The sequence below is a fragment of the Enterobacter sp. RHBSTW-00318 genome (assembly GCF_014101375.1).
GTDB classification, from domain to species: domain Bacteria; phylum Pseudomonadota; class Gammaproteobacteria; order Enterobacterales; family Enterobacteriaceae; genus Enterobacter; species Enterobacter ludwigii.
Genome location: NZ_JABXQH010000001.1, coordinates 2125605 through 2152215, shown reverse-complemented (window position 1 = coordinate 2152215; position 26611 = coordinate 2125605). Strand labels below are relative to the sequence as shown.

General features: G+C 55.4%; 20 protein-coding genes. 9 read left to right on the top strand and 11 right to left on the bottom strand.

The genetic code is table 11. The annotated features are described in order from the left end of the window. Window positions 1-6: 6 nt before the first annotated feature. Both HV157_RS10735 and HV157_RS10730 read right to left on the bottom strand, forming a co-directional pair. On the bottom strand, window positions 7-435 hold the full coding sequence (locus HV157_RS10735; protein ID WP_182268198.1) for a PTS fructose transporter subunit IIA: 429 nt from the start codon (window positions 433-435) through the stop codon (window positions 7-9). Window positions 436-437: 2 nt separating this feature from the next. Then, on the bottom strand, window positions 438-2180 hold the full coding sequence (locus HV157_RS10730; protein WP_182268199.1) for a class I mannose-6-phosphate isomerase: 1743 nt from the start codon (window positions 2178-2180) through the stop codon (window positions 438-440). Between the two features lie 188 nt (window positions 2181-2368). Between HV157_RS10730 and HV157_RS10725 the strand changes: the two genes are divergently transcribed. The 8 genes from HV157_RS10725 (at window position 2369) to folA (ending at window position 12637) form a co-directional block, all read left to right on the top strand. Then, entirely contained in the window at window positions 2369-3376 is a 1008-nt protein-coding gene (locus tag HV157_RS10725) for a LacI family DNA-binding transcriptional regulator (RefSeq protein ID WP_020882554.1), read from the top strand. A gap of 133 nt (window positions 3377-3509) precedes the next feature. After that, a complete protein-coding gene (dapB, locus tag HV157_RS10720; protein WP_047743390.1) occupies window positions 3510-4331 on the top strand; it encodes a 4-hydroxy-tetrahydrodipicolinate reductase in 822 nt (273 codons plus the stop codon). Between the two features lie 454 nt (window positions 4332-4785). Continuing rightward, complete coding sequence (gene carA, locus HV157_RS10715; protein ID WP_020882556.1) at window positions 4786-5934, top strand: glutamine-hydrolyzing carbamoyl-phosphate synthase small subunit; 1149 nt, start codon at window positions 4786-4788, stop codon at window positions 5932-5934. Between the two features lie 18 nt (window positions 5935-5952). Continuing rightward, on the top strand, window positions 5953-9177 hold the full coding sequence (carB, locus tag HV157_RS10710) for a carbamoyl-phosphate synthase large subunit (protein WP_014168589.1): 3225 nt from the start codon (window positions 5953-5955) through the stop codon (window positions 9175-9177). Window positions 9178-9315: 138 nt separating this feature from the next. Beyond that, window positions 9316-9549, top strand: coding sequence for a YgdI/YgdR family lipoprotein (locus tag HV157_RS10705; protein ID WP_010427047.1), 234 nt, complete (start codon window positions 9316-9318; stop codon window positions 9547-9549). Between the two features lie 105 nt (window positions 9550-9654). Next, window positions 9655-10185, top strand: a complete 531-nt coding sequence (gene kefF, locus HV157_RS10700) for a glutathione-regulated potassium-efflux system oxidoreductase KefF (RefSeq protein ID WP_020882557.1) — start codon at window positions 9655-9657, stop codon at window positions 10183-10185. Continuing rightward, the gene (gene kefC, locus HV157_RS10695) at window positions 10178-12043 is read left to right on the top strand and encodes a glutathione-regulated potassium-efflux system protein KefC (RefSeq protein WP_020882558.1); all 1866 of its coding nucleotides are present in this window, start codon (window positions 10178-10180) and stop codon (window positions 12041-12043) included. Before kefF ends, kefC begins: the two co-directional genes overlap by 8 nt. Before the next feature lie 114 nt (window positions 12044-12157). Further along, the gene (gene folA, locus HV157_RS10690) at window positions 12158-12637 is read left to right on the top strand and encodes a type 3 dihydrofolate reductase (protein ID WP_008502023.1); all 480 of its coding nucleotides are present in this window, start codon (window positions 12158-12160) and stop codon (window positions 12635-12637) included. A gap of 39 nt (window positions 12638-12676) precedes the next feature. Here the strand turns inward: folA and apaH are convergent, their stop codons facing one another. The 6 genes from apaH to lptD are packed head-to-tail and all read right to left on the bottom strand — an operon-like array spanning window position 12677 to window position 19406. Beyond that, window positions 12677-13525, bottom strand: coding sequence for a bis(5'-nucleosyl)-tetraphosphatase (symmetrical) ApaH (apaH, locus tag HV157_RS10685; protein ID WP_014168593.1), 849 nt, complete (start codon window positions 13523-13525; stop codon window positions 12677-12679). Between the two features lie 4 nt (window positions 13526-13529). Further along, the gene (apaG, locus tag HV157_RS10680) at window positions 13530-13907 is read right to left on the bottom strand and encodes a Co2+/Mg2+ efflux protein ApaG (protein ID WP_014168594.1); all 378 of its coding nucleotides are present in this window, start codon (window positions 13905-13907) and stop codon (window positions 13530-13532) included. 3 nt (window positions 13908-13910) lie between these two features. Beyond that, entirely contained in the window at window positions 13911-14732 is an 822-nt protein-coding gene (rsmA, locus tag HV157_RS10675) for a 16S rRNA (adenine(1518)-N(6)/adenine(1519)-N(6))-dimethyltransferase RsmA (protein WP_014168595.1), read from the bottom strand. Continuing rightward, window positions 14729-15715: a 4-hydroxythreonine-4-phosphate dehydrogenase PdxA gene (gene pdxA, locus HV157_RS10670; RefSeq protein WP_020882559.1), complete on the bottom strand. Its 987-nt coding sequence runs from the start codon at window positions 15713-15715 to the stop codon at window positions 14729-14731. The genes rsmA and pdxA overlap by 4 nt, the downstream gene beginning before the upstream one ends. Continuing rightward, window positions 15715-17001: a peptidylprolyl isomerase SurA gene (gene surA, locus HV157_RS10665; RefSeq protein ID WP_014168597.1), complete on the bottom strand. Its 1287-nt coding sequence runs from the start codon at window positions 16999-17001 to the stop codon at window positions 15715-15717. The genes pdxA and surA overlap by 1 nt, the downstream gene beginning before the upstream one ends. Window positions 17002-17054: 53 nt before the next feature. Beyond that, a complete protein-coding gene (lptD, locus tag HV157_RS10660; protein WP_032679612.1) occupies window positions 17055-19406 on the bottom strand; it encodes an LPS assembly protein LptD in 2352 nt (783 codons plus the stop codon). Window positions 19407-19645: 239 nt separating this feature from the next. Here lptD and djlA point away from each other — a divergent pair, with 239 nt between their 5' ends. Then, window positions 19646-20461 carry a co-chaperone DjlA gene (gene djlA / locus HV157_RS10655; RefSeq protein ID WP_014168599.1) on the top strand — a complete coding sequence of 272 codons (816 nt, stop codon included), beginning with the start codon at window positions 19646-19648 and terminating at the stop codon, window positions 20459-20461. Between the two features lie 29 nt (window positions 20462-20490). Here the strand turns inward: djlA and rluA are convergent, their stop codons facing one another. The 3 genes from rluA to polB form a co-directional block, all read right to left on the bottom strand. After that, window positions 20491-21150 carry a bifunctional tRNA pseudouridine(32) synthase/23S rRNA pseudouridine(746) synthase RluA gene (gene rluA / locus HV157_RS10650; protein WP_138013488.1) on the bottom strand — a complete coding sequence of 220 codons (660 nt, stop codon included), beginning with the start codon at window positions 21148-21150 and terminating at the stop codon, window positions 20491-20493. A 12-nt stretch (window positions 21151-21162) separates the two neighbouring features. Next, window positions 21163-24069, bottom strand: a complete 2907-nt coding sequence (rapA, locus tag HV157_RS10645; RefSeq protein WP_182268200.1) for an RNA polymerase-associated protein RapA — start codon at window positions 24067-24069, stop codon at window positions 21163-21165. Window positions 24070-24197: 128 nt separating this feature from the next. Next, window positions 24198-26555, bottom strand: coding sequence for a DNA polymerase II (polB, locus tag HV157_RS10640; RefSeq protein WP_182268201.1), 2358 nt, complete (start codon window positions 26553-26555; stop codon window positions 24198-24200). Window positions 26556-26611 lie beyond the last annotated feature (56 nt).

Here is a 26611-nt window from a genome sequence, read left to right as displayed (position 1 = left end):
AGCTCCTTAGAAATCGTCGTTCTGGGCGGATTCCACCCGTTTTGCCTGAACCAGGGTGGGCTGCGTTAATTCGATGAGCTGCGCCGCGGCGGCATGGACATCCCGGGCCATCAGAATGTCGTCGGTGAGCAAGAGCATGGGGAAGTTGACTCCTGCCACCACGGCGACCGGCGGATGCGTCTGGGGATTAAACGCGTATTCGCAGGCCACATTCCACGGTGTTCCACTCTGCATATCGCACAGGACGACGATGCCGTCGGCACCTGCACCTGCGCGGCGGTATGCCGCAGCGAAATCACGGCGAAACCCCGCTATGCCAGCCTGTGCATTCAGACATACCGCCTGTCGATGAGGGAGATTGCCATACACCATTTTTCCGCTTTCCAGCAGGGCGGTGGCCAGCGGGCCGTGTGTCGCCACAATAATGTGAATCATGGTTAACCTCTTACCCAGGCTTTAATGGTGGCAATGGATTTACCGCAGCTCGGCCCTGACGGAGAAATACGGTATTCGCCTGCGTCAGCGGGGACGATAAACGTTTCTGCGTAGTGCACGACGAAGGGGGCGAATGCGCCGTCGGGGCTGTCTACCGTCGCCTCTTCACCTTCAACAAGATTAAGGACATTCACGCCTCCGCGGGGGGAGTGCGTCACCGGTTCACTGAACCAGTGGCGACGCGTTTCGATGAATTCACGTTCGTGAAGCCCCGTCCGCTCTTCGCGCCAGCCGGTGCCTTCGCCGAGGGGTTCACACTGATTTACAAGATGCTGTTCGACCCACTGCGTATCGCGTTGCCAGTCGATCACCTTTTCGCCATGCGCCAGATGAACCGGGCGGGGCTGCCCATCCATTCCCAGCCGTCCCCAGTCCCAGAGCTTGAAGGTAAAAATGTAAGGCGTGGCGCTGATCTCAAGTACCACGGTTCCTGCTCCAGAACAGTGAACCGTACCGGCGGGGATCAAAAAATGATCGTGCTTGTTCGCCGCAAGATGATTGACGAAGCGGGCGTCGTCGAACGGCTTTTCACCGCGGCTGGCCCGTCTGAGGTCGTCCAGCATCTCTTCGGGCCGGGTACCCGTTCGGGTCCCCAGATACACCTGAGCCCCTGGCTCTGCCTCAAGGATGTAATAACTCTCATCCTGGGTGTAATGCATACCAAAATGCTGCTGTATGTACTCCGTGGTTGGATGCACCTGAAAACTCAGGTTCTGCCCGCCGAGGGTATCAAGCAGGTCAAAGCGGATGGGAAATTCCGCGCCAAAACGGGCATGCACTTTTTCACCCAGCAGCGCCCGGGGGTGCAGCAGCACCAAATCCTGAGAGGGGATCTCGATCCGCACCGCGCCGTAACGAAGCAACAGGCTGTTTTCCTCGGGCACGCAGTCAAAACACCATGCGTAGTTAGGCGCAGAGGGATCGAGATCGAATTTCTGTTTCATCCATTGTCCGCCCCAGATGCCGGGGTCGAAAAAGGGCACTACACGAAAAGGACGTTGGGTGGTGTGTTGCAACCCGGCGCGCAGCGCATCGCCGCCGACCATCGCCGGATTATCCGCCTGGGTGGTATCCAGGAGATAATCAGTACGCCGTAGCAGCGGGGTTTTGTGACGATCGAATACGCGCCATTCAATGAAAAAGGCGCGTTTGTACCGACGCAGAATATCCTCGTGTTGGTTCGCCGCGCCCCAGTTAGCCAGTTCACCGCTGCGCATGCGCTGCTGGATCTCCCAGCGCGGTAAATCGGCGTAGACCAGAATATCGCCTGCATTAACCAGCGCGGCACCCGGCCCGTAAATAACGATTATCCCTTTGCGGCACAGTTCGACCTGCGCCTGCAACGCCTCGCGTTTCACCGGGTCGATGAATTCGTCGAGCTGGTGGCAGGAGAGCACGCCGAAGACGCGGTCGTCAGTGAGATGTCGGGCCAGCAACCGGCTTAAAGCGGGTTCGTCTAGACGCATCTGTTCGGCATTGAGCGTCAGCGTAGCCCCCAATGCTGGCAGCAGTTTTGTCTCCAGTTCCTCCAGCCTGACGCCGGGGTAGCAGTCAATGACCAGCACGGTGCGTGTATATTGACCCGCTCTGCGGGTAAGCTCGCGCACAATCGCGTCCCAGCCCTGCCAGGCACAATCGTCATACCCCTCTACTGCGACTTCCGGGAATTTATCGTAAGTTGCCATCTTTTCTCTCCGTCTTCGTTGCTTAAGGTTATTCGATTAACCTTGTTTGGGAAGGGTGATTAACGCGATTAACCCGCCAGTTCTGGCGATAAGTGGCGAAAAGGCGGCCATTATGTGAAGAGGCTCACGCGCAAAAGTGCAAAATTGAGGTTATTCGATTAATCTGATGTGAACGACAAGGAGCGATCATGACGGGTATCACGCTGGCTGATGTGGCAAAACGCGCCGGGGTTTCAACCGCCACCGTATCAATGGTGCTGTGTAATAAAGGGCGGATCTCGCAACGGACCCGGGAGCGCGTACTTCAGGCGCTGGATGAATCGGGCTATGTTTACAATCAGACGGCAGCCAACCTGCGAAACCGCAGCAGTAATCAGGTGGGGCTCCTGTTGCATGACATCACGAACCCTTTTTATGGCGAAATGACGGCAGGTCTAAGCCATGAGATGGAACGCCACGACCTTCTGCTGTTTCTGGCAAACAGCGAAGAGTCGTCCGAGCGACAGCAAAAGTTTGTGGATTCGCTGATGCGTAACAACGTCTGTGGCATGGTGCTGTGTGCCGCGCGAGAAACCCCGCAGGCCTTTTTCGATGGTCTTAAGCGACGCAATATTCCGGCAATTATGGTCGTGCGACCGCTAAACGATCCGGACTTTGATTTTGTGGGAACCGATAACTTCCTTGGCACCCAAATGGCGACAGAGCATCTTCTGAGGATGGGGCATCGTCAGATTGCCTTTATCGGCGGTAGCCTGAATTCGGGGTCTCGCGCTCAGCGTATCGGCGGATTTACCAGTAAATTACTGGAGTATGGTGTGACGCCGAATCCCGAATGGATCGTCACCTCACAGGCAAGCCAGAGTGATGGCGCGCGCGTGGCGGAAGCGTTGTTGATGAACCATCCGCAGATTACCGCGGCAGTGTGTTACCAGGACATTGTTGCCCTTGGCGTTATGCAGTGTTTACGCAAAATGGGACGCGAGCCGGGACGCCATTTTGCCCTGGTGGGCTTTGACGATATTACCGAGGCCGGGCTGGTACAGCCTGCACTGACTACCGTCTCCGTTGCCGCGAAGGAGATAGGGCGTAAGGCCGGCGAGCTGCTTTTCAGCCGGATACAGGGGAACCGGGAGCCGGCGAAACGCATTATTTTACCGCCCGCGCTGGTGGTCCGCGAATCGTGCGGTTTTCGCTGAAGATTATGCCTTTTGCTGATATTTCTTCCTGTTTATCATTAAATTCTAATTATCGTCGTTTTCAGTTGGCAGCATCTGCAAAGGCTGGTTAATCTGAAAACGGTTTACATCATTTTAACGTAAGAGAATAACTATGCATGATGCACAGATCCGTGTCGCCATTGCGGGCGCGGGTGGACGTATGGGTCGCCAGCTGATTCAGGCGGCACTACAGATGGATGGCGTGGCACTGGGCGCGGCGCTGGAGCGTGACGGCTCATCGTTGCTTGGCGCTGACGCGGGTGAGCTGGCGGGCGCGGGTAAGACAGGCGTTACCGTGCAGAGCAGCCTGGAGGCGGTAAAAGATGACTTTGATGTGTTCATCGATTTTACCCGTCCGGAAGGCACGCTCACGCATCTGGCATTTTGCCGTCAGCACGGTAAAGGAATGGTGATCGGCACCACCGGTTTTGATGATGCCGGGAAGCAGGCCATTCAGGATGCCTCACACGAGATTGCGATTGTCTTCGCCGCAAACTTTAGCGTGGGGGTGAACGTCATGCTGAAGCTGCTGGAGAAGGCAGCGAAGGTCATGGGCAGTTATACCGACATTGAGATTGTTGAAGCGCACCATCGTTATAAAGTCGACGCGCCATCCGGTACGGCGCTGGCGATGGGGGAAGCGATTGCTCATGCACTGGATAAAGATTTGAAAGACTGCGCGGTCTACACCCGTGAAGGGCACACCGGTGAACGTGTTCCCGGCACGATTGGTTTTGCTACCGTCCGCGCGGGCGATATCGTCGGCGAACATACGGCGATGTTCGCCGATATTGGGGAACGCGTCGAGATTACGCATAAGGCATCCAGCCGGATGACGTTTGCAAATGGCGCTGTACGCTCCGCCTTGTGGTTAAAAGACAAGAAAGAGGGTCTTTTTGATATGCGAGATGTGCTTGATCTCAACAATTTGTAACCGTTATTACCCATCGTGATGTGGTTATTGCAGTCGTAATGCTTTGATTGCATAGGGCAATATTTTATTGCCCTTTTATTTTATGTCTTTCATCATGATTTCCTGAATTTACACGCTAAAGTTCATCTCTTCTTCGTGTTTTGTGTTATCTGAATGTAAATTTTGACCGTCTGGTCCACTTTTTGATGCCACGAAGCGGCCTTTCCCATTAAACTTGCCGCGCAAGCGTTTTCCGCAGTGATTTACCTGATCTTTTTGCCGCTTAAGCTCTCCTGGCTCTCTCAGGCTCGCAAAAGAATATGACAAATCTCCGTTTTAAGTTGACTTTTAGCCACCAAATCCCCAGAATGCCGCCGTTTGCCAAAAATCCGCTGGCAACACATTTGCATTGATTCATGACGTGGTTATGAATTAATATGCAAATAAAGTGAGTGAATATTCTCTGGAGGGTGTTTTGATTAAGTCAGCGCTATTGGTTCTGGAAGACGGAACCCAGTTTATCGGTCGGGCCATAGGGGCAACGGGTTCGGCGGTTGGGGAAGTCGTTTTCAATACTTCAATGACCGGTTATCAAGAAATCCTCACTGATCCTTCCTATTCTCGCCAAATCGTTACTCTTACTTATCCTCATATCGGCAATGTCGGCACCAATGCTGCTGACGAAGAATCCTCTCAGGTACATGCGCAAGGCCTGGTCATTCGCGACCTGCCGCTGATTGCCAGCAACTACCGCAATACCGAGGACCTCTCTTCCTACCTGAAGCGCCATAACATCGTGGCGATTGCTGATATCGATACCCGTAAGCTGACGCGTCTGCTGCGCGAGAAGGGTGCACAAAACGGTTGTATCATCGCAGGAGATAACCTCGATGCAGCCCTGGCGCTGGAAAAAGCGAAAGCTTTCCCGGGTCTGAACGGCATGGACCTGGCGAAAGAAGTGACCACAGCAGAAGCCTACAGCTGGACGCAGGGAAGCTGGACGCTGGCGGGAGACCTGCCGGAAGCGAAAAAAGAGAGCGACCTGCCATTCCACGTGGTGGCGTACGATTTTGGTGCCAAGCGCAACATCCTGCGTATGCTGGTCGACCGCGGCTGCCGCCTGACGGTCGTCCCGGCGAAAACCTCTGCTGAAGAGGTACTGAAGATGAATCCGGACGGTATCTTCCTGTCCAACGGTCCTGGCGACCCGGCACCGTGCGATTACGCTATCGACGCCATCAAATCCTTCCTGGAAACCGATATCCCGGTATTCGGCATCTGTCTGGGTCATCAGCTGCTGGCGCTGGCGAGCGGTGCTAACACAGTGAAGATGAAGTTCGGTCACCACGGTGGGAACCACCCGGTGAAAGATATTGATAACAACACGGTAATGATTACGGCACAGAACCACGGCTTCGCAGTGGATGAGGCGTCAATGCCTGCTAACCTGCGCGTGACCCACAAGTCTCTTTTCGATGGCACCCTGCAGGGGATTCATCGTACCGATAAGCCAGCGTTCAGCTTCCAGGGCCACCCTGAAGCCAGCCCGGGCCCGCACGATGCCGCGCCGCTGTTCGATCACTTCATCGAACTTATTGAGCAATACCGTAAGACCGCTAAATAATCAGGAGCCGAGAAGACCATGCCAAAACGTACAGACATAAAAAGCATCCTGATCCTTGGCGCTGGCCCGATTGTGATCGGCCAGGCCTGCGAATTCGACTACTCCGGTGCCCAGGCGTGTAAAGCCCTGCGCGAAGAGGGTTACCGCGTTATCCTGGTGAACTCTAACCCGGCCACCATCATGACTGACCCGGAAATGGCAGATGCAACCTACATCGAGCCGATTCACTGGGAAGTGGTACGCAAAATCATCGAAAAAGAGCGTCCGGACGCGGTTCTGCCTACCATGGGCGGCCAGACGGCGCTGAACTGCGCGCTGGAGCTGGAGCGTCAGGGCGTGCTGGAAGAGTTCGGCGTGACCATGATTGGTGCGACAGCCGATGCCATTGATAAAGCTGAAGACCGTCGTCGCTTCGACGTGGCGATGAAGAAAATCGGCCTCGACACCGCGCGTTCCGGTATCGCACATACCATGGAAGAAGCGCTGGCTGTTGCGGCTGACGTTGGTTATCCGTGCATCATCCGTCCATCCTTCACCATGGGTGGCACCGGCGGCGGTATCGCCTACAACCGCGAAGAGTTCGAAGAGATTTGTGAACGCGGTCTGGATCTCTCCCCCACCAAAGAGCTGCTGATTGATGAATCGCTGATTGGCTGGAAAGAGTACGAGATGGAAGTGGTGCGTGATAAAAACGACAACTGCATCATCGTCTGCTCCATCGAAAACTTCGATGCGATGGGTATCCACACCGGCGACTCCATCACCGTAGCGCCAGCCCAGACGCTGACCGACAAAGAGTATCAAATCATGCGTAACGCCTCGATGGCGGTACTGCGTGAAATCGGCGTAGAAACGGGTGGCTCTAACGTTCAGTTTGCGGTGAACCCGAAAAACGGTCGCCTGATTGTTATCGAAATGAACCCGCGTGTTTCTCGCTCCTCCGCGCTGGCCTCGAAAGCCACCGGCTTCCCGATTGCGAAAGTGGCCGCGAAACTGGCGGTAGGATATACCCTCGATGAGCTGATGAACGACATCACCGGTGGCCGCACTCCAGCGTCCTTCGAGCCGTCCATCGACTACGTTGTGACCAAGATCCCTCGCTTTAACTTCGAGAAGTTCGCCGGCGCAAACGACCGTCTGACCACGCAGATGAAATCTGTTGGCGAAGTGATGGCGATTGGGCGTACTCAGCAGGAATCCCTGCAGAAAGCGCTGCGCGGCCTGGAAGTGGGGGCCACGGGTTTTGACCCGAAAGTGAGCCTGGAAGACCCTGAAGCGCTGACCAAAATTCGCCGCGAGCTGAAAGACGCAGGCGCAGAGCGTATCTGGTACATCGCCGATGCGTTCCGTGCGGGCCTCTCTGTTGATGGCGTGTTCAACCTGACCAACATCGACCGCTGGTTCCTGGTGCAGATTGAAGAGCTGGTACGTCTGGAAGAAAGAGTCGCGGACCTGGGCATCAATGGCCTGGACGCTGACTTCCTGCGCGTACTGAAGCGTAAAGGCTTCGCCGATGCGCGTCTGGCCAAACTGGCGGGCGTACGTGAAGCGGAAATCCGCAAGCTGCGTGACCAGTATGACCTGCACCCGGTCTACAAACGCGTGGATACCTGTGCAGCGGAGTTCGCGACCGACACCGCTTACATGTACTCCACGTATGAAGATGAGTGTGAAGCGAATCCGTCCGTCGACCGCGACAAGATTATGGTGCTGGGCGGCGGTCCTAACCGTATCGGCCAGGGCATCGAGTTTGACTACTGCTGCGTTCACGCCTCCCTGGCACTGCGCGAAGACGGTTACGAGACCATCATGGTCAACTGTAACCCGGAAACCGTGTCGACCGACTACGATACCTCCGACCGCCTCTACTTTGAGCCGGTAACGCTGGAAGATGTGCTGGAAATCGTGCGTATCGAGAAGCCTAAAGGCGTAATCGTGCAATACGGTGGCCAGACCCCACTGAAACTGGCGCGCGCGCTGGAAGCCGCTGGTGTGCCGGTAATCGGTACCAGCCCGGATGCAATCGACCGTGCAGAAGACCGTGAACGTTTCCAGCAGGCGGTTGACCGTCTGAAGCTGAAACAGCCGGCCAATGCCACCGTCACCGCTATCGAGATGGCTGTTGAGAAGGCGAAAGAGATTGGCTACCCGCTGGTGGTACGTCCTTCGTACGTGCTGGGCGGCCGCGCGATGGAAATCGTCTACGACGAAGCTGACCTGCGTCGCTACTTCCAGACGGCAGTGAGCGTGTCCAACGATGCGCCGGTTCTGCTCGACCGCTTCCTCGACGATGCCGTTGAAGTGGATGTGGATGCCATCTGTGACGGCGAAATGGTGCTGATTGGCGGTATCATGGAGCACATCGAACAGGCAGGCGTTCACTCCGGTGACTCCGCATGTTCCCTGCCAGCGTACACCCTGAGCCAGGAAATTCAGGACGTGATGCGCCAGCAGGTGCAGAAGCTGGCCTTCGAACTGCAGGTTCGCGGTCTGATGAACGTCCAGTTCGCTGTCAAAGACAACGAAGTCTACCTGATTGAAGTGAACCCGCGTGCAGCACGTACCGTACCGTTCGTCTCTAAAGCTACCGGTGTTCCGCTGGCGAAAGTGGCGGCGCGCGTGATGGCGGGCCAGACGCTGGCACAGCAGGGCGTGACGAAAGAAATTATCCCACCGTACTACTCGGTGAAAGAAGTGGTACTGCCGTTCAACAAATTCCCGGGCGTCGACCCGCTGTTAGGGCCAGAAATGCGTTCTACCGGGGAAGTGATGGGCGTGGGTCGCACCTTCGCAGAAGCGTTCGCGAAGGCGCAGTTAGGCAGTAACTCCACCATGAAAAAATCTGGCCGTGCGCTGCTCTCTGTTCGCGAAGGCGATAAAGAGCGCGTGGTTGACCTGGCGGCTAAGCTGCTGAAACAGGGCTTCGAGCTGGATGCAACCCACGGCACGGCCATTGTGCTGGGTGAAGCGGGCATTAATCCGCGTCTGGTGAACAAGGTGCATGAAGGTCGTCCGCACATTCAGGATCGCATCAAGAATGGCGAATACACCTACATCATTAACACCACCGCAGGTCGTCAGGCGATTGAAGACTCCAAGCTGATTCGCCGCAGCGCGCTGCAGTACAAAGTGCATTACGACACCACCCTGAACGGTGGTTTCGCCACCGCGATGGCACTGAACGCTGATGCCACCGAGAAGGTGATTTCCGTTCAGGAAATGCACGCTCAGATTAACAAGTAAGCCAACATACCCGGCAGTATTCGCTGCCGGGTATTATTCCCACCTTCAGAACCTTCTGGTTTTCCAACCGCATTCAGTCAGTTAGCCTAAAATGGTTAGGTCGATAACGAAATTCAACTGAGAGCAGGGGAAAACACCATGCAAAATAAACTTCTGATCGCGTCCGTTCTGGCTGCCACCGCCATGTTTACCGTTGCGGGCTGTTCATCTAATCAGGCAGTAAAAACCACGGATGGGCGTACGATAGTGACTGACGGTAAGCCGCAGGTCGATGATGACACCGGTCTGGTTTCCTATAAAAACGCCGAAACGGGTCAAACTGAACAGATCAACCGTGACCAGGTGAAATCCATGGGCGAACTGGATAACTAGTTCAGATTTCTGACGTTAGCCCGTCAATAATATTCACTATTAGCCTGTTGAATTACTGACTACACTCTTTTGGTAAAAGAAGGCAGTAAAACAACAGGCTAATTAATGATTCTGATAATTTACGCACATCCGTATCCGCATCACTCGCATGCAAATAAACGGATGCTTGAGCAGGTAAGGACGCTTGATAACGTAGAGATACGTTCCCTCTATCAACTTTATCCCGATTTTAATATCGATATCGCCGCCGAACAGGAGGCGCTCTCTCGTGCCGATTTAATTATCTGGCAGCATCCGATGCAATGGTACAGCACCCCTCCGCTCCTCAAACTGTGGATCGATAAAGTCTTTTCCCACGGCTGGGCGTATGGCCACAACGGTCACGCGCTTAAAGGCAAAAGCCTGATGTGGGCCGTGACCACCGGCGGGGGAGAAAGCCACTTCGATATTGGTGCTTTCCCGGGCTTTGAGGTGCTGTCACAGCCGCTGCAGGCGACGGCGCTCTATTGTGGGCTGAACTGGCTCCCTCCTTTTGCGATGCACTGTACGTTCGTTTGCGATGATGAGACGTTGCAGGCGCAGGCACGCCATTATAAACAACGGTTACTTGAGTGGCAGGAGGCGAACAATGGATAGCCATACGCTGATACAGGCGCTGATTTACCTCGGCGCGGCTGCGCTGATTGTACCCGTGGCGGTACGTCTGGGGCTGGGTTCGGTGCTGGGTTACCTGATTGCCGGCTGTGTCATTGGACCGTGGGGCTTCCGTCTGGTGACCGATGCCGAGGCGATTCTCCATTTTGCTGAGATCGGCGTCGTGCTGATGCTGTTTGTAATTGGCCTGGAGCTGGATCCCCGGCGGTTATGGAAACTGCGTGCTTCGGTATTTGGTGGGGGAGCGTTGCAGATGGTGGCCTGTGGTCTGCTGCTGGGTGGGTTCTGTATCCTGCTGGGCATGGACTGGAAAGTCGCGACACTCATCGGCCTGACGCTGGCACTCTCCTCGACGGCCATTGCCATGCAGGCAATGAACGAGCGCAACCTGACGGTCTCTCAGATGGGGCGCAGCGCGTTTTCGGTGCTGCTGTTCCAGGATATTGCCGCCATCCCGCTGGTGGCGATGATCCCGCTGCTGGCCGCAAGCGGTGCCTCAACGACCATGGGAGCTTTTGCGCTTTCCGCGCTGAAAGTGGTTGGTGCCCTGGCGCTGGTTATTCTGCTTGGCCGCTACGTGACCCGTCCGTTGCTGCGCTTTGTCGCTCGCTCCGGCCTGCGTGAAGTTTTCAGTGCCGTTGCGCTGTTCCTGGTGTTTGGCTTTGGTTTGCTGCTTGAGGAAGCCGGCCTATCGATGGCTATGGGGGCGTTCCTGGCAGGGGTGCTGCTGGCCAGCTCTGAATATCGCCATGCGCTGGAAAGTGATATCGAGCCGTTTAAGGGATTATTGCTGGGGCTGTTTTTCATCGGCGTGGGGATGTCTATCGACTTTGGCACGCTGGTAACGCATCCGCTGCGGATCCTCATCCTGCTGGTCGGTTTCCTGGTCATTAAGATGGGCATGTTGTGGCTGATAGCGCGTCCATTAACGGTGCCCAACAAGCAGCGTCGTTGGTTTGCCGTACTGCTGGGGCAGGGGAGTGAGTTTGCATTCGTGGTCTTTGGCGCGGCGCAGATGGCCAACGTACTGGATGCTGAGTGGGCGAAAGCGCTGACGCTTGCCGTCGCACTGTCGATGGCCGCAACGCCTGTTCTGCTGGTGGTGCTGGCGCGTCTGGAAAAAACGGGGAGCGAGCAAGAACGCGAAGCCGACGAGATCGACGAGGAGCAGCCACGGGTGATTATCGCCGGGTTTGGTCGCTTCGGGCAGATCGTGGGCCGTTTGCTGTTGTCGAGCGGGGTCAAAATGGTGATCCTCGACCACGATCCCGACCATGTTGAAACCCTGCGGAAATTCGACATGAAAGTGTTTTACGGGGATGCAACGCGTGTTGATCTGCTGGAGTCCGCCGGGGCGGCGAAAGCCGAAGTGTTGATTAACGCAATCGACGATCCGGAGACCAGCATGCAGATGGTGGAGCTGGTCAAGGAACACTTCCCCGAGCTGACCATTATCTCTCGCGCCCGCGATGTGGATCACTACATCCGGCTGCGTCAGGCAGGTGTGGAGGCGCCAGAGCGTGAAACGTTCGAAGGTGCGCTCAAGTCTGGCCGGATGGCGCTGGAAAATCTGGGGCTAGGGGCCTATGAAGCCCGTGAACGTGCGGACCTGTTCCGCCGCTTTAACACCGAGATGGTGGAAGAGATGGTGGCGATGGCGGGCAGCACAGCCACCGAGCGTGCAGCGGTGTTTAAACGCACCAGCGCGATGCTGACGGAAATCATTAACGAGGACCGCAATCACCTGTCGCTTATCCAGCGTCACGGCTGGCAGGGCACGGAAGAGGGCAAGCATACCGGCGATCCGGCGGACGAACCGGAGAGTAAACCTTCCGCGTGAAGTGGAGTTGCCAGCAATATTAAAAAATTTCTCTATCTTTACTCAGCCGCCAGTCGACGAAAGATTAAGCTTTCCGTATAGTGGCGGCAATTTTTTGCATCCGGGAAATTTTCAATGATCAGTCTGATTGCAGCGCTGGCGGTGGACCGTGTTATCGGTATGGAAAATGCCATGCCGTGGAACCTGCCTGCCGATCTCGCATGGTTTAAACGTACTACGTTAAACAAGCCGGTAGTGATGGGCCGCCTGACCTGGGAGTCGATTGGTCGTCCATTACCGGGCCGTAAAAATATCGTTATCAGTAGCCAGCCTGGCACTGACGATCGCGTCGAATGGGTGAAGTCCGTAGACGAGGCCATTGCCGCATGCGGTAATGCCGAGGAGATCATGGTGATTGGCGGTGGGCGTGTGTACGAACAGTTCCTGCCTAAAGCACAGAAGCTGTATCTGACCCACATTGATGCGGAAGTGGAAGGGGATACGCATTTCCCGGACTACGATCCTGATGAGTGGGAATCTGTCTTCAGTGAATTCCACGACGCGGATGCGCAGAACTCCCACAGCTACTGCTTCGAAATTCTGGAACGTCGCTAAGTGAATGTCCCTCTCCCGTCCGGGGGAGGGAAATCCTCATCAGGAGGCAACGGCCTCGTCTTCCCCTAAGTCCAGCTGTCGGTTGGATGGCTGAACAAAGTACGTTTTATCTTCCCAGCGCAAGCAGGTTAACTCTCCACCCCAGCAGCAACCGGTATCGAGACCGTAGATCCCCTCCGGTGTGCCTTTTCCTTCAAGCGACGCCCAGTGGCCAAACACCACGTTATAGGCGTTGGTCACCGGACCGGGAATGGCAAACCACGGTTTAAGAGGCGCAGGGGCGCTTTCCGGTGTCTCTTTGCAATACATATCCAGCTGCCCGTTCGGGAAGCAAAAACGCATGCGGGTGAAAGCGTTCGTAATAAAGCGCAGGCGGGCCAGACCGCTAAGATCTTCGCTCCAGTGATTCGGCATATCGCCGTACATCGCGTCGAGGAAGAAAGGATACGAGTCGCTTGCCAGCACCGCTTCAACGTCACGCGCACAGGTTTTCGCCGTCTCAAGATCCCACTGAGGGGTGATCCCGGCATGCGCCATGACCAGTTTTTTCTCTTCATCGATCTGCAGCAGCGGCTGGCGGCGTAGCCAGTTGATGAGAACATCCGCGTCCGGGGCATCCAGCAAAGGCGAGAGACGATCTTTGGGTTTGTTGCGACTGATCCCGGCAAAGACGGCCAGCAAATGCAGATCGTGATTGCCCAGTACCATGCGCACGCTGTCGCCCAGTGATTTGACGAAGCGTAGAACGTCCAGTGAGCCAGGGCCACGCGCCACTAAATCGCCCGTCAGCCAGAGCGTATCTTGTCCAGGCGTAAAGTCGACCTGTTTTAACAATGCGATCAGTTCATCGTAGCAACCGTGAACGTCGCCAATCAGATATGTAGACATTAGATTAATGAATGAGTGTTGTAACGGCGAGACGGAACACAGGAATAGCAACGCGGAACACATTGCCATCGACGTCGACCATTTCGTAATGGCCCTGCATGGTACCCAGCGGCGTTTCGATCACGGCACCGCTGGTATATTGATACTCTTCGCCAGGGTCGATGTGGGGCTGTTCACCAACCACACCTTCACCCTGAACTTCGATTTCGCGGCCGTTGCCGTTGGTGATAAGCCAGTAGCGCCCAAGCAGTTGCACAGGCATCCGCCCCAGATTGCGAATGGTCACGGTGTAAGCGAAGACAAAACGTTCTTCATCCGGTGAGGACTGGGATTCAACATAAACGCTTTGTACATGGACACATACGCGGGGCGAATCAATCATGGCTTAACTCTCCTTCGGCGGCGCATTTTCGCTGATGTAATTAGCCAGCTTGCAGTACTGTTCTACGGAAATATTTTCTGCACGCATTGCCGGGTCAATACCCAACTCAGTCAGCACTTCAACGGTAAACAGATTGCCCAGGCTGTTACGGATCGTTTTACGGCGCTGGTTAAAAGCTTCCGTAGTAATGCGGCTCAGCACGCGCAGGTCTTTCACCGGGTACGGCATTATTTTATGCGGTACAAGACGCACTACCGCAGAGTCCACTTTTGGTGGCGGCGTAAAGGCGGTTGGCGGTACTTCGAGCACCGGGATCACGTTGCAGAAATATTGCGCCATCACGCTCAAACGACCATACGCTTTACTGTTCGGCCCTGCAACCAGACGGTTAACCACCTCTTTTTGCAACATGAAGTGCATGTCGGCAATGGCATCAGTATAGCTAAACAGGTGGAACATTAGCGGTGTGGAAATGTTGTACGGCAGGTTACCGAACACGCGCAGCGGTTGGCCCATTTTTTCCGACAGCTCACCAAAGTTCATGGTCATGGCATCCTGCTGATAAATCGTCAGCTTTGGCCCCAGGAACGGATGAGTTTGCAGGCGTGCGGCGAGATCGCGATCGAGTTCGATAACGGTCAGTTCGTCCAGGCGTTCGCCTACGGGTTCAGTCAGAGCGGCAAGACCCGGGCCGATTTCGACCATAGCCTGACCTTTCTGCGGATTAATGGCAGACACGATACTGTCGATCACGAACTGATCGTTGAGGAAGTTTTGCCCGAAGCGTTTTCGGGCTAAGTGGCCCTGATGGACTCGATTAGTCATTGAGTATTAACAATCATTTTGATGGCGAGATTAAGCGCCGTAATAAAACTGCCGACATCCGCTTTCCCCTGGCCTGCCAGATCCAGCGCAGTACCGTGGTCAACGGACGTTCGAATAAAAGGTAAACCGAGGGTGATATTCACCCCGCGGCCAAAGCCCTGGTATTTTAGCACGGGCAGGCCTTGATCGTGGTACATCGCGAGCACGGCGTCCGCATTATCCAGGTATTTTGGCTGGAAAAGGGTATCGGCAGGCAACGGCCCGCTTAAGTTCATCCCTTTTGCCCGCATTTCTTCAAGCACCGGAATGATGGTGTCGATCTCTTCGGTACCCATATGTCCGCCTTCACCGGCGTGCGGGTTCAGGCCGCAGACCAGGACGTGCGGCTGTTTGATGCCGAATTTGGTTTGCAGGTCGTGATGCAGGATCCCAATGATCTCCCGTAAAAGAGACGGAGTAATGGCATCCGGAATGGCCCTGATGGGCAAATGGGTCGTCACGAGGGCAACGCGCATTGCTTCTGTCGCCAGCATCATGACCACTTTCGGGCTGTGCGAGCGCTCTTCAAAGAACTCCGTGTGCCCGGTAAACGGTATCCCCGCCTCGTTGATAACGCCTTTGTGCACGGGACCGGTGATCAGGGCGGCAAATTCGCCCTTCAGGCAACCGTCGCAGGCACGCGCCAGCGTCTCTACAACATAGTGGCCGTTTTCGGTACTGAGCTGACCCGGGATGACGGGAGTACGAAGTGGAACAGGAAGAAGCGTAAGCGTGCCGGCTTGCTGTGGTGCAGGCTGCTGGCCTTCAACGTAGGGGATGAGCGTTAAAGGCAGACCGAGCAGCGTTGCCCGGTCTTGTAACAGTGTTGCATCAGCGCAGACAACCAGTTCCACCGGCCAGCTGCGCTGGGCGAGCTGGACAACGAGGTCAGGCCCAATCCCGGCAGGTTCGCCGGGAGTGATCACAACACGATGCTGTTTCATTAGTTGCTCAGTACTTTCACATAAGCGCTGGCGCGTTGTTCCTGCATCCAGGTTGCTGCTTCTTCAGAGAACTTACGGTTAAACAGCATGCGGTAGGCTCTGTCTTTCTGCGCCGCGTCCGTTTTATCAACATTGCGGGTATCCAACAGTTCGATCAGATGCCAGCCGAAGGAGGAGTGCACCGGGGCGCTCATCTGGCCTTTGTTCAGCTTCATCAGTGCGTCACGGAACGCAGGATCGTAGATATCCGCGGCCGCCCAGCCCAGATCGCCGCCCTGATTAGCAGAGCCGGGATCCTGAGAGAACTCTTTCGCGGCATTCGCAAACGAGGTTTTTCCGCTCTTAATGTCCGCAGCAATCTGTTGCAGTTTCACGCGCGCCTGATCGTCAGTCATGATAGGTGACGGCTTGAGGAGAATATGGCGAGCGTGAACTTCGGTAACTGAAATGTTCTGACTCTGACCGCGCAGATCGTTCACTTTCAGGATGTGGAAGCCCACGCCTGAACGGATTGGACCCACGATGTCACCTTTCTTCGCCGTGCTCAGCGCCTGGGCAAAGATGGAAGGCAGCTCCTGGATACGTCCCCAGCCCATCTGGCCGCCTTTCAGCGCCTGTTGGTCAGCGGAGTAGGTGATGGCCAGTTTGCCAAAGTCACCGCCGTTACGTGCCTGCTCGACAATCGAACGCGCCTGGCTTTCAGCTTCCGCAGCCTGGTCGGAGGTTGGGTTCTCTGGCAGCGGGATCAGAATGTGGCTCAGGTTCAGTTCGGTGCTGGCGTCGTTCTGGTTACCCACCTGTTTTGCCAGCGCGTCCACTTCCTGAGGCAGGATCGTGACGCGACGACGGACTTCATTGTTGCGCACTTCCGAAATCAGCATCTCTTTACGGATCTGATTACGGTACGTTGCATAGCTGATGCCATCATAGGCCAGACGGCTGCGCATCTGGTCCAGGCTCATGTTGTTCTGCTTCGCGATGTTAGCAATGGCCTGATCGAGCTGCTCGTCAGTGACCTTCACACCCATTTTCTGACCCATTTGCAGGACAATCTGATCCATGATCAGACGTTCCAGGATCTGATGGCGCAGGGTTGCGTCATCCGGAAGTTGCTGACCTGCTTCACCCGAATTGAGCTTCACAGATTTCATCAAACCGTCAACGTCGCTTTCGAGCACGACGCCGTTGTTAACCACAGCGGCGACCTTATCAACAACCTGGGGGGCCGCGAAGCTGGTATTCGCAACCATAGCGACACCGAGCAGCAGCGTTTTCCAGTTCTTCATACTTTTTCCATTTCAATTAACCGCAAAGCGGATTACGTTGCAAATTAAGCACATTACAAGGAACTGCGGTACGGCAGAATGTTCGAGCGCAGCATCTGCTGCGTGCCCAGGCCGTAGTTGGAGCTCAGGCCGCGCAGTTCGACATTAAAGCCAATCACGTTATCGTATTTGCTCTGATTATTCTCAGTATTCCAGCCGTTAAGCTTACGTTCGTAACCGACACGCAGCGCGTAGCAGCAGGAGTTATATTGCAGACCAACCATCTGGTCAGCAGGTTTACTGGTGTTGGTGTCAAAGTAGTAAGCACCGACGATTGACCAGCGATCGGCGATTGGCCAACTCGCTGCGCCACCCACCTGCGAGATGCCGTCTTTGTACTGTTCCGCGGTTGCATAGTCTGGCAACGTGGCCTGAATATATTCAGGGCTGGCGTAACGATAGGTCAACTGCAGCATACGGTCTTCATCACGACGGTATTCAATCGCCGCACTGCTTGTTGCAACATTGTTGAGACGCGTATCGTACTGCACCCCCCCGCGTAAACCCCAGCGATCGGTCATACGCCAGTAGGTATCACCCGCCCACACCAGAGAACCCGTTTTGTTGTCTTTCTCCCAGTTAATGTTGTCATCACCGGTCCGGGACTCGGTGAAATAGTAGATTTGACCAACAGAAACGTTAAAACGTTCAACGGCGGCATCATCATAAACGCGTGTTGTGACGCCGGTCGTTAACTGGTTTGCTGACGCAATACGGTCGAGGCCACCGTAGGTACGGTCGCGGAACAGGCCGCTGTAGTCAGACTGCAGGAATGAGGAGTCATAGTTCTGAATGTTGCTTTGATCGCGATACGGCACGTACAGATACTGCATACGTGGCTCAAGCGTCTGGGTATAACCCTCCGCCAGAAGACCCATATCGCGTTCGAAGATCAGTTTGCCGTCCATTTTGAACTGTGGAAGCGTACGATTTACTGATTCCTCAAGATGCTTATTGTTACTGGAATTATAATCATCAATATTTTTTTGCTGATAGTGTGTCGCCATCAGCTTGGCTTCAGTATTCAAACTTGCCCAGTCGTTAGACCATGGCAAATTGATGGTTGGCTCCAGATGAACACGTGTCGCTTCTGGCATATTCGAATTAGTGTTAACGAAGTGGACTGCCTGACCATAAATTCGGGTGTCGAATGGACCTACATCATTCTGATACCAGTTAACGTCCAGCTGCGGTTCTGCACCGTACGTACTTGCCGTTTGGTTAGAGAAAACCTGGAACTGCTTGGTGGAGACCGTTGCATCAAAGTTTTGTAGCGCATAGCCCACACTGAAGATCTGCGTGGCATAGCCATCGGTACTCGAACCGTATTTTGACGAGAAATCGTTAAAATAGTATGGGTCACTAACCTTGGTGTAGTTAACGTTAAACCGCCAGACCTGGTCCATTACCCCGGCATGTTGCCAGTAGAACAACCAGCGGTGTTTATCACCTTCTGTTGGATGTTCATCCTGGAAGACTTTATCCGACGGCAGATAATCCAGTTCCATCAGGCCAGCGCCCGCCTGCGTCAGGTAGCGGAACTCGTTTTCCCACATAACGTTGCCGCGCTTATGGATATAGTGCGGCGTGATCGTGGCGTCCATGTTGGGCGCGATGTTCCAGTAATACGGCAGATAGAACTCAAAGTAGTTCGTGGTGCTGTATTTGGCATTCGGGATCAGGAAACCTGAGCGGCGTTTGTCACCCACAGGAAGCTGCAGGTAAGGGCTGTAGAAAACAGGTACCGGACCGAGCTTAAAGCGGGCGTTCCAGATCTCGGCAACCTGCTCTTCACGGTCATGGATGACTTCACTTCCGACCACGCTCCAGGTATTAGACCCGGGCAGACAGGACGTGAAGGAGCCGTTTTCGAGAATCGTATAGCGGTTTTCACCGCGCTGTTTCATCAGGTCCGCATCACCGCGCCCCTGGCGACCTACCATCTGGTAATCACCTTCCCAGACGTTAGTGTCTTTGGTATTCAGGTTTGACCAGGCTTTCGGACCTTTCAGGATGACCTGATTGTCGTCATAGTGCACATTACCCAGCGCATCCACCGTTCGTACCGGCTCGGCCGCACCTTCCGGCTGCTTCTGGTGTAATTGCACTTCATCTGCCTGCAGACGGCTGTTGCCCTGGTTAATATCCACATTGCCAGTAAATGTCGCATTGTCAGGATATGTGCCTTTAGAGCTATCGGCAGTAATGGTTACCGGCAAGCTATTCGTATCGCCCTTTACCAGTGGACGATTATAACTTGGGACGCCAAGCATACACTGCGAGGCGAGATCGGCCGCCAGTCCCTGTTGGCTGTACAGGGCGGTGCCAATCATTGTGGCCAGGAGGGTGGGGATACGTTTTTTCATACGTTGTATTTTATTGTTCCGTCATCAGTGGCTACGGCTTACAAACGCTCAGAGACTATCTTACTCATCAGCGCAGTACCAGCGTTAATCCTGCCCGTTTGCGCGCCAGAGTGTTAGGCTCGCTATCGAATGACGAGTATGATAAAGCAAATTATAGGCGATGTCCTTCAATTGACCGTGGCTTGAACACTGTGATGATGACGTTGCGTCGGCCAGGAACATGACTAACCGGGGAGTATATGCAGTATTGGGGTAAAATAATCGGCGTTGCGTTCGCCATCATCATGGGTGCCGGGTTCTGGGGGATCGTACTGGGGCTTATTATCGGCCATATGTTTGATAAGGCTCGCAGCCGCAAAATGGCCTGGTTTGCCAATCAGCGTGAGCGTCAGTCCCTCTTTTTCTCCACCACGTTTGAGGTGATGGGGCACTTAACCAAATCAAAAGGGCGTGTGACGGAAGCCGATATTCAGATAGCCAGCGTCTTTATGGACCGCATGAATCTGCATGGTGACTCCCGTCTCGCGGCACAAAATGCGTTTCGCATCGGTAAAGCGGATAACTATCCGCTGCGCGATAAAATGCGTCAGTTCCGCAGCATCTGCTTCGGCCGTTTTGATTTAATTCGGATGTTTCTGGAGATCCAAATCCAGGCGGCGTTTGCCGATGGTTCACTTCATCCTAATGAACGCGATGTTTTATACGTTATTGCGGAAGAACTGGGCATCTCCCGTATGCAGTTCGACCAGTTCCTGCGCATGATGCAGGGCGGTGCGCAGTTTGGCGGCGGCTATCACCAGCAGTCCTCTGGCGGTGCCTGGCAGCAGGCGCAGCGGGGGCCGACGCTGGAGGATGCCTGTAACGTGCTGGGGGTGAAGCCATCGGACGATGTAACCACCATCAAGCGTGCCTATCGTAAGCTGATGAGTGAGCACCACCCGGACAAACTGGTCGCGAAAGGTTTACCGCCGGAGATGATGGAGATGGCGAAGCAAAAAGCGCAGGAAATTCAGAAAGCGTACGAGTTGATTAAAGAGAAGAAAAGTTTCAAATAAAAAAGGCCCGACACTGTCGGGCCTTTTTTTCAGAAGTCGACTGGGGCTTTAAACGTCATTGCATTGCCAAAAACCGGATGGGTGATGGTGAGCGTCTGCGCATGCAGCTGCAGGCGTGGCGCCAGCGCCAGTGCATCGGGCGGCGCGTAAAATCTGTCCCCCAGAATCGGGTGCCCCAGCGCAAGCATATGGACACGCAGCTGGTGCGAGCGCCCTGTAATCGGTTTAAGCAGCACGCGCGCAGTGTTATCTGGCGCGTACTCCAGCACTTCATACTCGGTTTGCGCTGTTTTGCCGGTTTCGTAACAGACCTTTTGTTTTGGTCGGTTTGGCCAGTCGCAGATCAGCGGTAAATCCACCAGACCTTCCGCCGGCTGAGGATGCCCCCAGACACGTGCGACATACTGCTTTTTCGGCTCGCGATCGCGGAACTGGCGTTTCAGCTCGCGTTCCGCCGCTTTATTCAGCGCCACTACAATCACACCGCTGGTGGCCATGTCCAGACGATGGACAGACTCCGCCTGAGGATAATCACGCTGAATACGCGTCATCACACTGTCTTTGTGCTCATCCAGACGCCCTGGCACGGACAACAAGCCGCTGGGCTTGTTGACCACCATAATGTGCTCATCCTGATAAAGCACCACCAGCCAGGGATCCTGAGGTGGATTGTAAGGCTCCATCACCATCTTGCGCTCCGTTTACTGATGCGTCACAACGATAAGACGCAGGGCATCCAGACGCCAGCCTGCCTGATTAAGGCTTTCCAGCACCTGCTGACGGTTGCTCTCGATCGCTGCCAGCTCGTCATCGCGGATGTTTGGGTTTACCGCTTTCAACGCTTCCAGACGGGAGAGTTCCGCGGACAGTTTGTCGTCGGCTTCTTGACGTGCGGCATCAATCAGCGCCCGGGCCGCTTTTTCGATCTGCGTTTCACCCAGCTGCAGAATAGCGTGTACATCCTGCTGTACCGCGTTGACCAGCTTACTGCCGGTATGGCGGTTCACCGCGCTCAGCTGGCGGTTAAAGCTCTCGAATTCAACCTGAGCGGCGAGGTTCGTGCCGTTTTTGTCCAGCAGCAGACGCATAGGCGTTGACGGCAGGAAGCGGTTGAGCTGCAGCTGTTTCGGCGCCTGCGCTTCGACAACGTAAATCAGTTCCAGCAACAGGGTACCCACTGGCAGCGCTTTGTTTTTCAACAACGAGATGGTGCTGCTGCCGGTATCGCCTGAGAGGATCAAATCCAGACCGTTGCGGATCAGCGGGTGCTCCCAGGTGATGAACTGCGCATCTTCGCGCGACAGCGCCACATCACGTTCAAAGGTGATGGTGCATCCATCTTCCGGCAGGCCAGGGAAATCCGGGACCAGCATATGGTCGGACGGGGTCAGGACAATCAAATTCTCGCCACGATCGTCCTGGTTTATGCCAACGATGTCGAACAGGTTCATGGAGAAGCTGATCAGGCTGGTGTCATCATCCTGCTCTTCAATGCTTTCAGCGAGCGCCTGGGCTTTTTCACCGCCGTTGGAGTGGATCTCCAGCAGGCGGTCACGGCCCTGTTCCAGCTGTGATTTCAGCGCTTCATGCTTATCACGGCAGGCTTTGATCAGTTCATCAAACCCGTCGGTGTTCTCTGGCGCGGCCAGATAGCCGATCAGATCGGCGTGCACCTGATCGTAAATCGGGCGGCCGGTCGGACAGGTATGCTCAAACGCATCCAGACCTTCGTGGAACCAACGCACCAGTACGGACTGGGCGGTTTTTTCCAGATAAGGAACGTGGATCTGAATATCATGCGCCTGGCCAATACGATCCAGACGGCCGATACGCTGTTCCAGCAGATCCGGGTTGAACGGCAAATCGAACATCACCAGGTTGCTGGCAAACTGGAAGTTACGGCCTTCAGACCCGATTTCAGAGCACAGCAGAACCTGGGCACCGCTGTCCTCTTCTGCAAACCATGCCGCGGCACGGTCACGCTCGACGATGGACATCCCTTCGTGGAACACGGCGGCGCGAATACCTTCGCGTTCGCGCAGGACCTGCTCCAGCTGCAGTGCGGTGGCTGCTTTGGCGCAGATCACCAGCACTTTCTGAGAACGGTGCGCGGTCAAATAGCCCATCAGCCACTCAACACGCGGGTCGAAGTTCCACCAGGTGCCGGTATCGCCTTCAAATTCCTGGTAAATCTGTTCCGGGTAGAGCATGTCGCGTGCACGCTCTTCTGCAGTTTTGCGCGCGCCCATAATGCCGGAAACTTTAATGGCCGTCTGGTACTGCGTCGGCAGTGGCAATTTGATGGTATGCAGTTCGCGTTTCGGGAAACCTTTCACCCCGTTACGGGTGTTACGGAACAGAACGCGGCTGGTGCCGTGGCGATCCATCAGCATATCGATCAGTTCTTTACGCGCGGAATCCGCGTTGTCACTGTCGCTGTTGGCCGCCTGCAGCAGAGGCTCAATATCCTGCTCGCCAATCAGATCGCTCAGGGTGTTGAGCTCGTCATTCGAGAGATGTTTACCCGCCAGCAGCAGGGCAACGGCATCGGCGACCGGACGGTAGTTATTCTGCTCTTCAACGAACTGTTCAAAGTCATGGAAGCGGTTTGGATCGAGCAGGCGCAAACGGGCGAAGTGGCTCTCCAGACCTAACTGCTCCGGCGTTGCGGTCAGCAGCAGGACGCCTGGTACGCGCTCGGCAAGCTGTTCGATAGCCATGTATTCCCGGCTTGGTGCATCTTCGCTCCAGACCAGATGGTGCGCTTCATCGACCACCATCAGGTCCCATTCGGCGTCGCACAGATGCTCAAGACGTTGCTTGCTGCGGCGTACGAAATCCAGAGAGCAGATCACCAGCTGTTCCGTTTCAAACGGGTTGTCCGCATCGTGCTGGGCTTCTGCATAGCGCTCGTCATCAAACAGAGCGAAACGCAGGTTAAAGCGGCGCAGCATCTCGACCAGCCATTGATGCTGCAGGGTTTCCGGTACCACAATCAGCACGCGCTCGGCTGCGCCGGAAAGCAGCTGTTGATGCAGGATCATGCCCGCTTCAATGGTTTTCCCCAGGCCCACTTCATCTGCCAGCAGAACGCGAGGTGCGTGACGGCGGCCCACGTCATGGGCGATGTTCAGCTGGTGGGGAATAAGGCTGGTACGCTGACCGCGCAGGCCGCTCCACGGCATACGGTACTGTTCACTCTGGAACTTGCGCGCGCGATAGCGCAGGGAGAAGCGATCCATACGGTCGATTTGCCCGGCAAACAGGCGATCCTGCGGCTTACTGAATACCAGTTTGCTGTCGAGCAGCACCTCACGCAGGATGACATTGGCCTCGTCGGTGTCCAGGCGAGTCCCGATGTAGGCGAGCAGTCCATTCTCTTCTTTTACGTCTTCGACCTTTAGCTGCCAGCCGTCGTGGCTGGTCACGGTGTCACCCGGGTTGAACATCACGCGGGTCACAGGGGAATCATTGCGGGCGTACAGGCGGTTTTCACCGGTAGCAGGGAAAAGGAGGGTAACCATTCGTGCATCCACGGCAACCACGGTTCCTAATCCAAGTTCGCTTTCTGTATCGCTGATCCAGCGTTGACCAAGTGTAAAAGGCATATTTGTTCGGCTCTAATCGTAAATTGCAGGCAATAGTTCAACCACCGTCAAAAAAGACAGTCATTGAAAAATGGGTCCGGGAATGGAAAGGGCGCTATGGTACTGGATGGCAGCCATTTCGTCACGTGTCAAAATAGGCCAAGTTGCCCTGTCACTAGTGTAGCAAAGTCGTCGTCGATGAAGGGCAAAATTCCGTCCGCGACCGGCTGAAGCTGACGCGTAAGATAGTGCTCGTAATCCAGAGGCGAGTGCTGGTAATCCACGGGTTCCGGGCCGCTGGTGGTCCAGAGGTATTTGATGGTTCCCCGGTTCTGATACTGCGGGGCACGCCCCCGGCGTACGTTCTCCTCATCCGCCAGACGCGCGGCGCGGACGTGCGGCGGAACGTTGCGCTGGTATTCCGCCAGCGGGCGGCGCAGGCGCTTGCGGTACACCAGCTGGGCGTCGAGTTCACCTGCCATCAGGCTGGCAATTGTTTCACGCACGTAGTCCTGATAAGGCTCGTTGCGAAAGATACGCAGATAAAGCGTTTGCTGAAACTGCTGTGCCAGTGGCGTCCAGTCGGTGCGCACGGTTTCCAGCCCTTTAAAGACCATTCGCTGCTTGTCACCTTCCTGAATAAGTCCGGCGTAGCGCTTCTTACTGCCCTGGTCGGTACCGCGAATGGTGGGCATTAAAAAGCGGCTGAAATGGGTTTCAAACTCCAGTTCTAACGCGCTGCTTAACCGCTCTTTTTGCAAACTTTCCTGCCACCAGGCGTTCACAAAAGCCACCAGTGATTTGCCGATTCGCGCGGCATCCTCTTCTGAATGCGCGCCCTTAAGCCAGACAAAGGTGGAATCCGTATCGCCGTAAATAACGTCATAACCCTGGGATTCAATCAACGCTTTGGTCTGGCGCATGATGTCGTGCCCGCGCATGGTGATAGATGACGCCAGTCGTGGGTCGAAGAAGCGGCAGGCGCTGGTCCCCAGAACCCCGTAAAACGCGTTCATGATAATTTTCAGCGCCTGAGAAAGGGGCTTGTTGCCATGACGCTTAGCCTCGTCGCGACCGTGCCAGATGTTTCCCACGATTTCCGGCAGACAGTGCTTTTCCCGTGAGAAGCGGGCCCCGAGAAAACCTTCTGTGCTGTGCAAATCGTCAGGCTGCGCCATCCCTTCCACCAGCCCGACGGGATCGATCAGGAAGGTGCGAATAATGGACGGATAGAGGCTTTTGTAGTCCAGCACCAGCACGGAGTCATACAACCCGGGCCGGGAATCCATCACGTAACCGCCCGGGCTTGCCTGCGGCGGCACGTCACCGAGGTTGGGGGCGACATAGCCCGCCCGGTGCATACGCGGGAAATAGAGGTGGCTAAAGGCGGCCACGGAGCCACCGTGCCGGTCAGCGGCGAGGCCGTTCACCGTCGCGCGCTCGAGCAGGAAGGGCATGATCTCCGTTTTGTGGAAAATCTGCGTCACCAGTTCACAATCTTTCAGGTTGTAGGTGGCGAGCGCCGGTTTGTCTTCGTTAAAGCGCCGGTCGATTTCATCCATCCTGTCCCACGGATTGTCGATGGATTTCCCTTCGCCGAGCAGCTCCTGCGCCACCGCTTCCAGAGAGAAAGAGGAAAAATTCCAGAAGGCAGATTTGAGCGCCTCAATGCCGTCGATAATCAGGCGGCCATTGGCCTGCGCGAAAAACACACCGTTTTTAAAACCGTGCTCGCGCCATTCCAGCTCGCTGTTTCCGCGCCCCAGCATCAGGGGGATGCGGTAACGTTCAGCATGTTTTTGCAGCACGCGCAGATCGAACTGCACCACGTTCCAGCCGATCAACACATCGGGATCGCGATCGGCAAACCACTGGTTTAGCTTTTCCAGAAGCTGTGGCCGGCTGTTGACATACTCCAGTCGGAAATCCAGCGCGGACGCGTTGCCATTCGGGGGGCCAAGCATATAAACAACCCGATCCCCGCAGCCTTCAAGGCCGATACAGTACAGCTCACCGTGGCGAGTGGTTTCGATATCCAGCGAGACCCATTTCAACGGCGGCCGGTAGGTAGGGTTGGGTTTGAGACGGGCGTTAATAAGGCTGCCGTTTTGCGCGGTGCCGTCGACCCAGACGGGGGCGGTAATAAACCGCTCCATCAGAAAACGTTCTGGCGGGCGGATATCGGCTTCGTACAGGGTCACGCCAGCGTCGCGCAGCAGTTTTTCATAACGCATCAGCTGGCGATGGGCGCGGCAGTAGAGGCCATGTACGGGCTGACGGTGGAAATCTTTCAGTTCAAGCGGCGTCAGGCGCCAGCCATTTTCACCGCGCAGCAGTTGCTTTACTTTCTCAACATGATCGTTCGGGATAAAAGCCACGGACTCCTGCGGCGGCAGGGTCACGTGCAGCGGGCCGTTGTCCGTCGCCAGCCAGAATGCCACCTCGGTGCCCTGAGGAGTATCCCGCCAGTGTCGGGTAAGTAAAAAACCTTCTTGCGCCTGCGCCACGCCGCTATCCCATAAAACAAAACCAGGCTTGATTATAGCCTGGTTGAATATTTTAT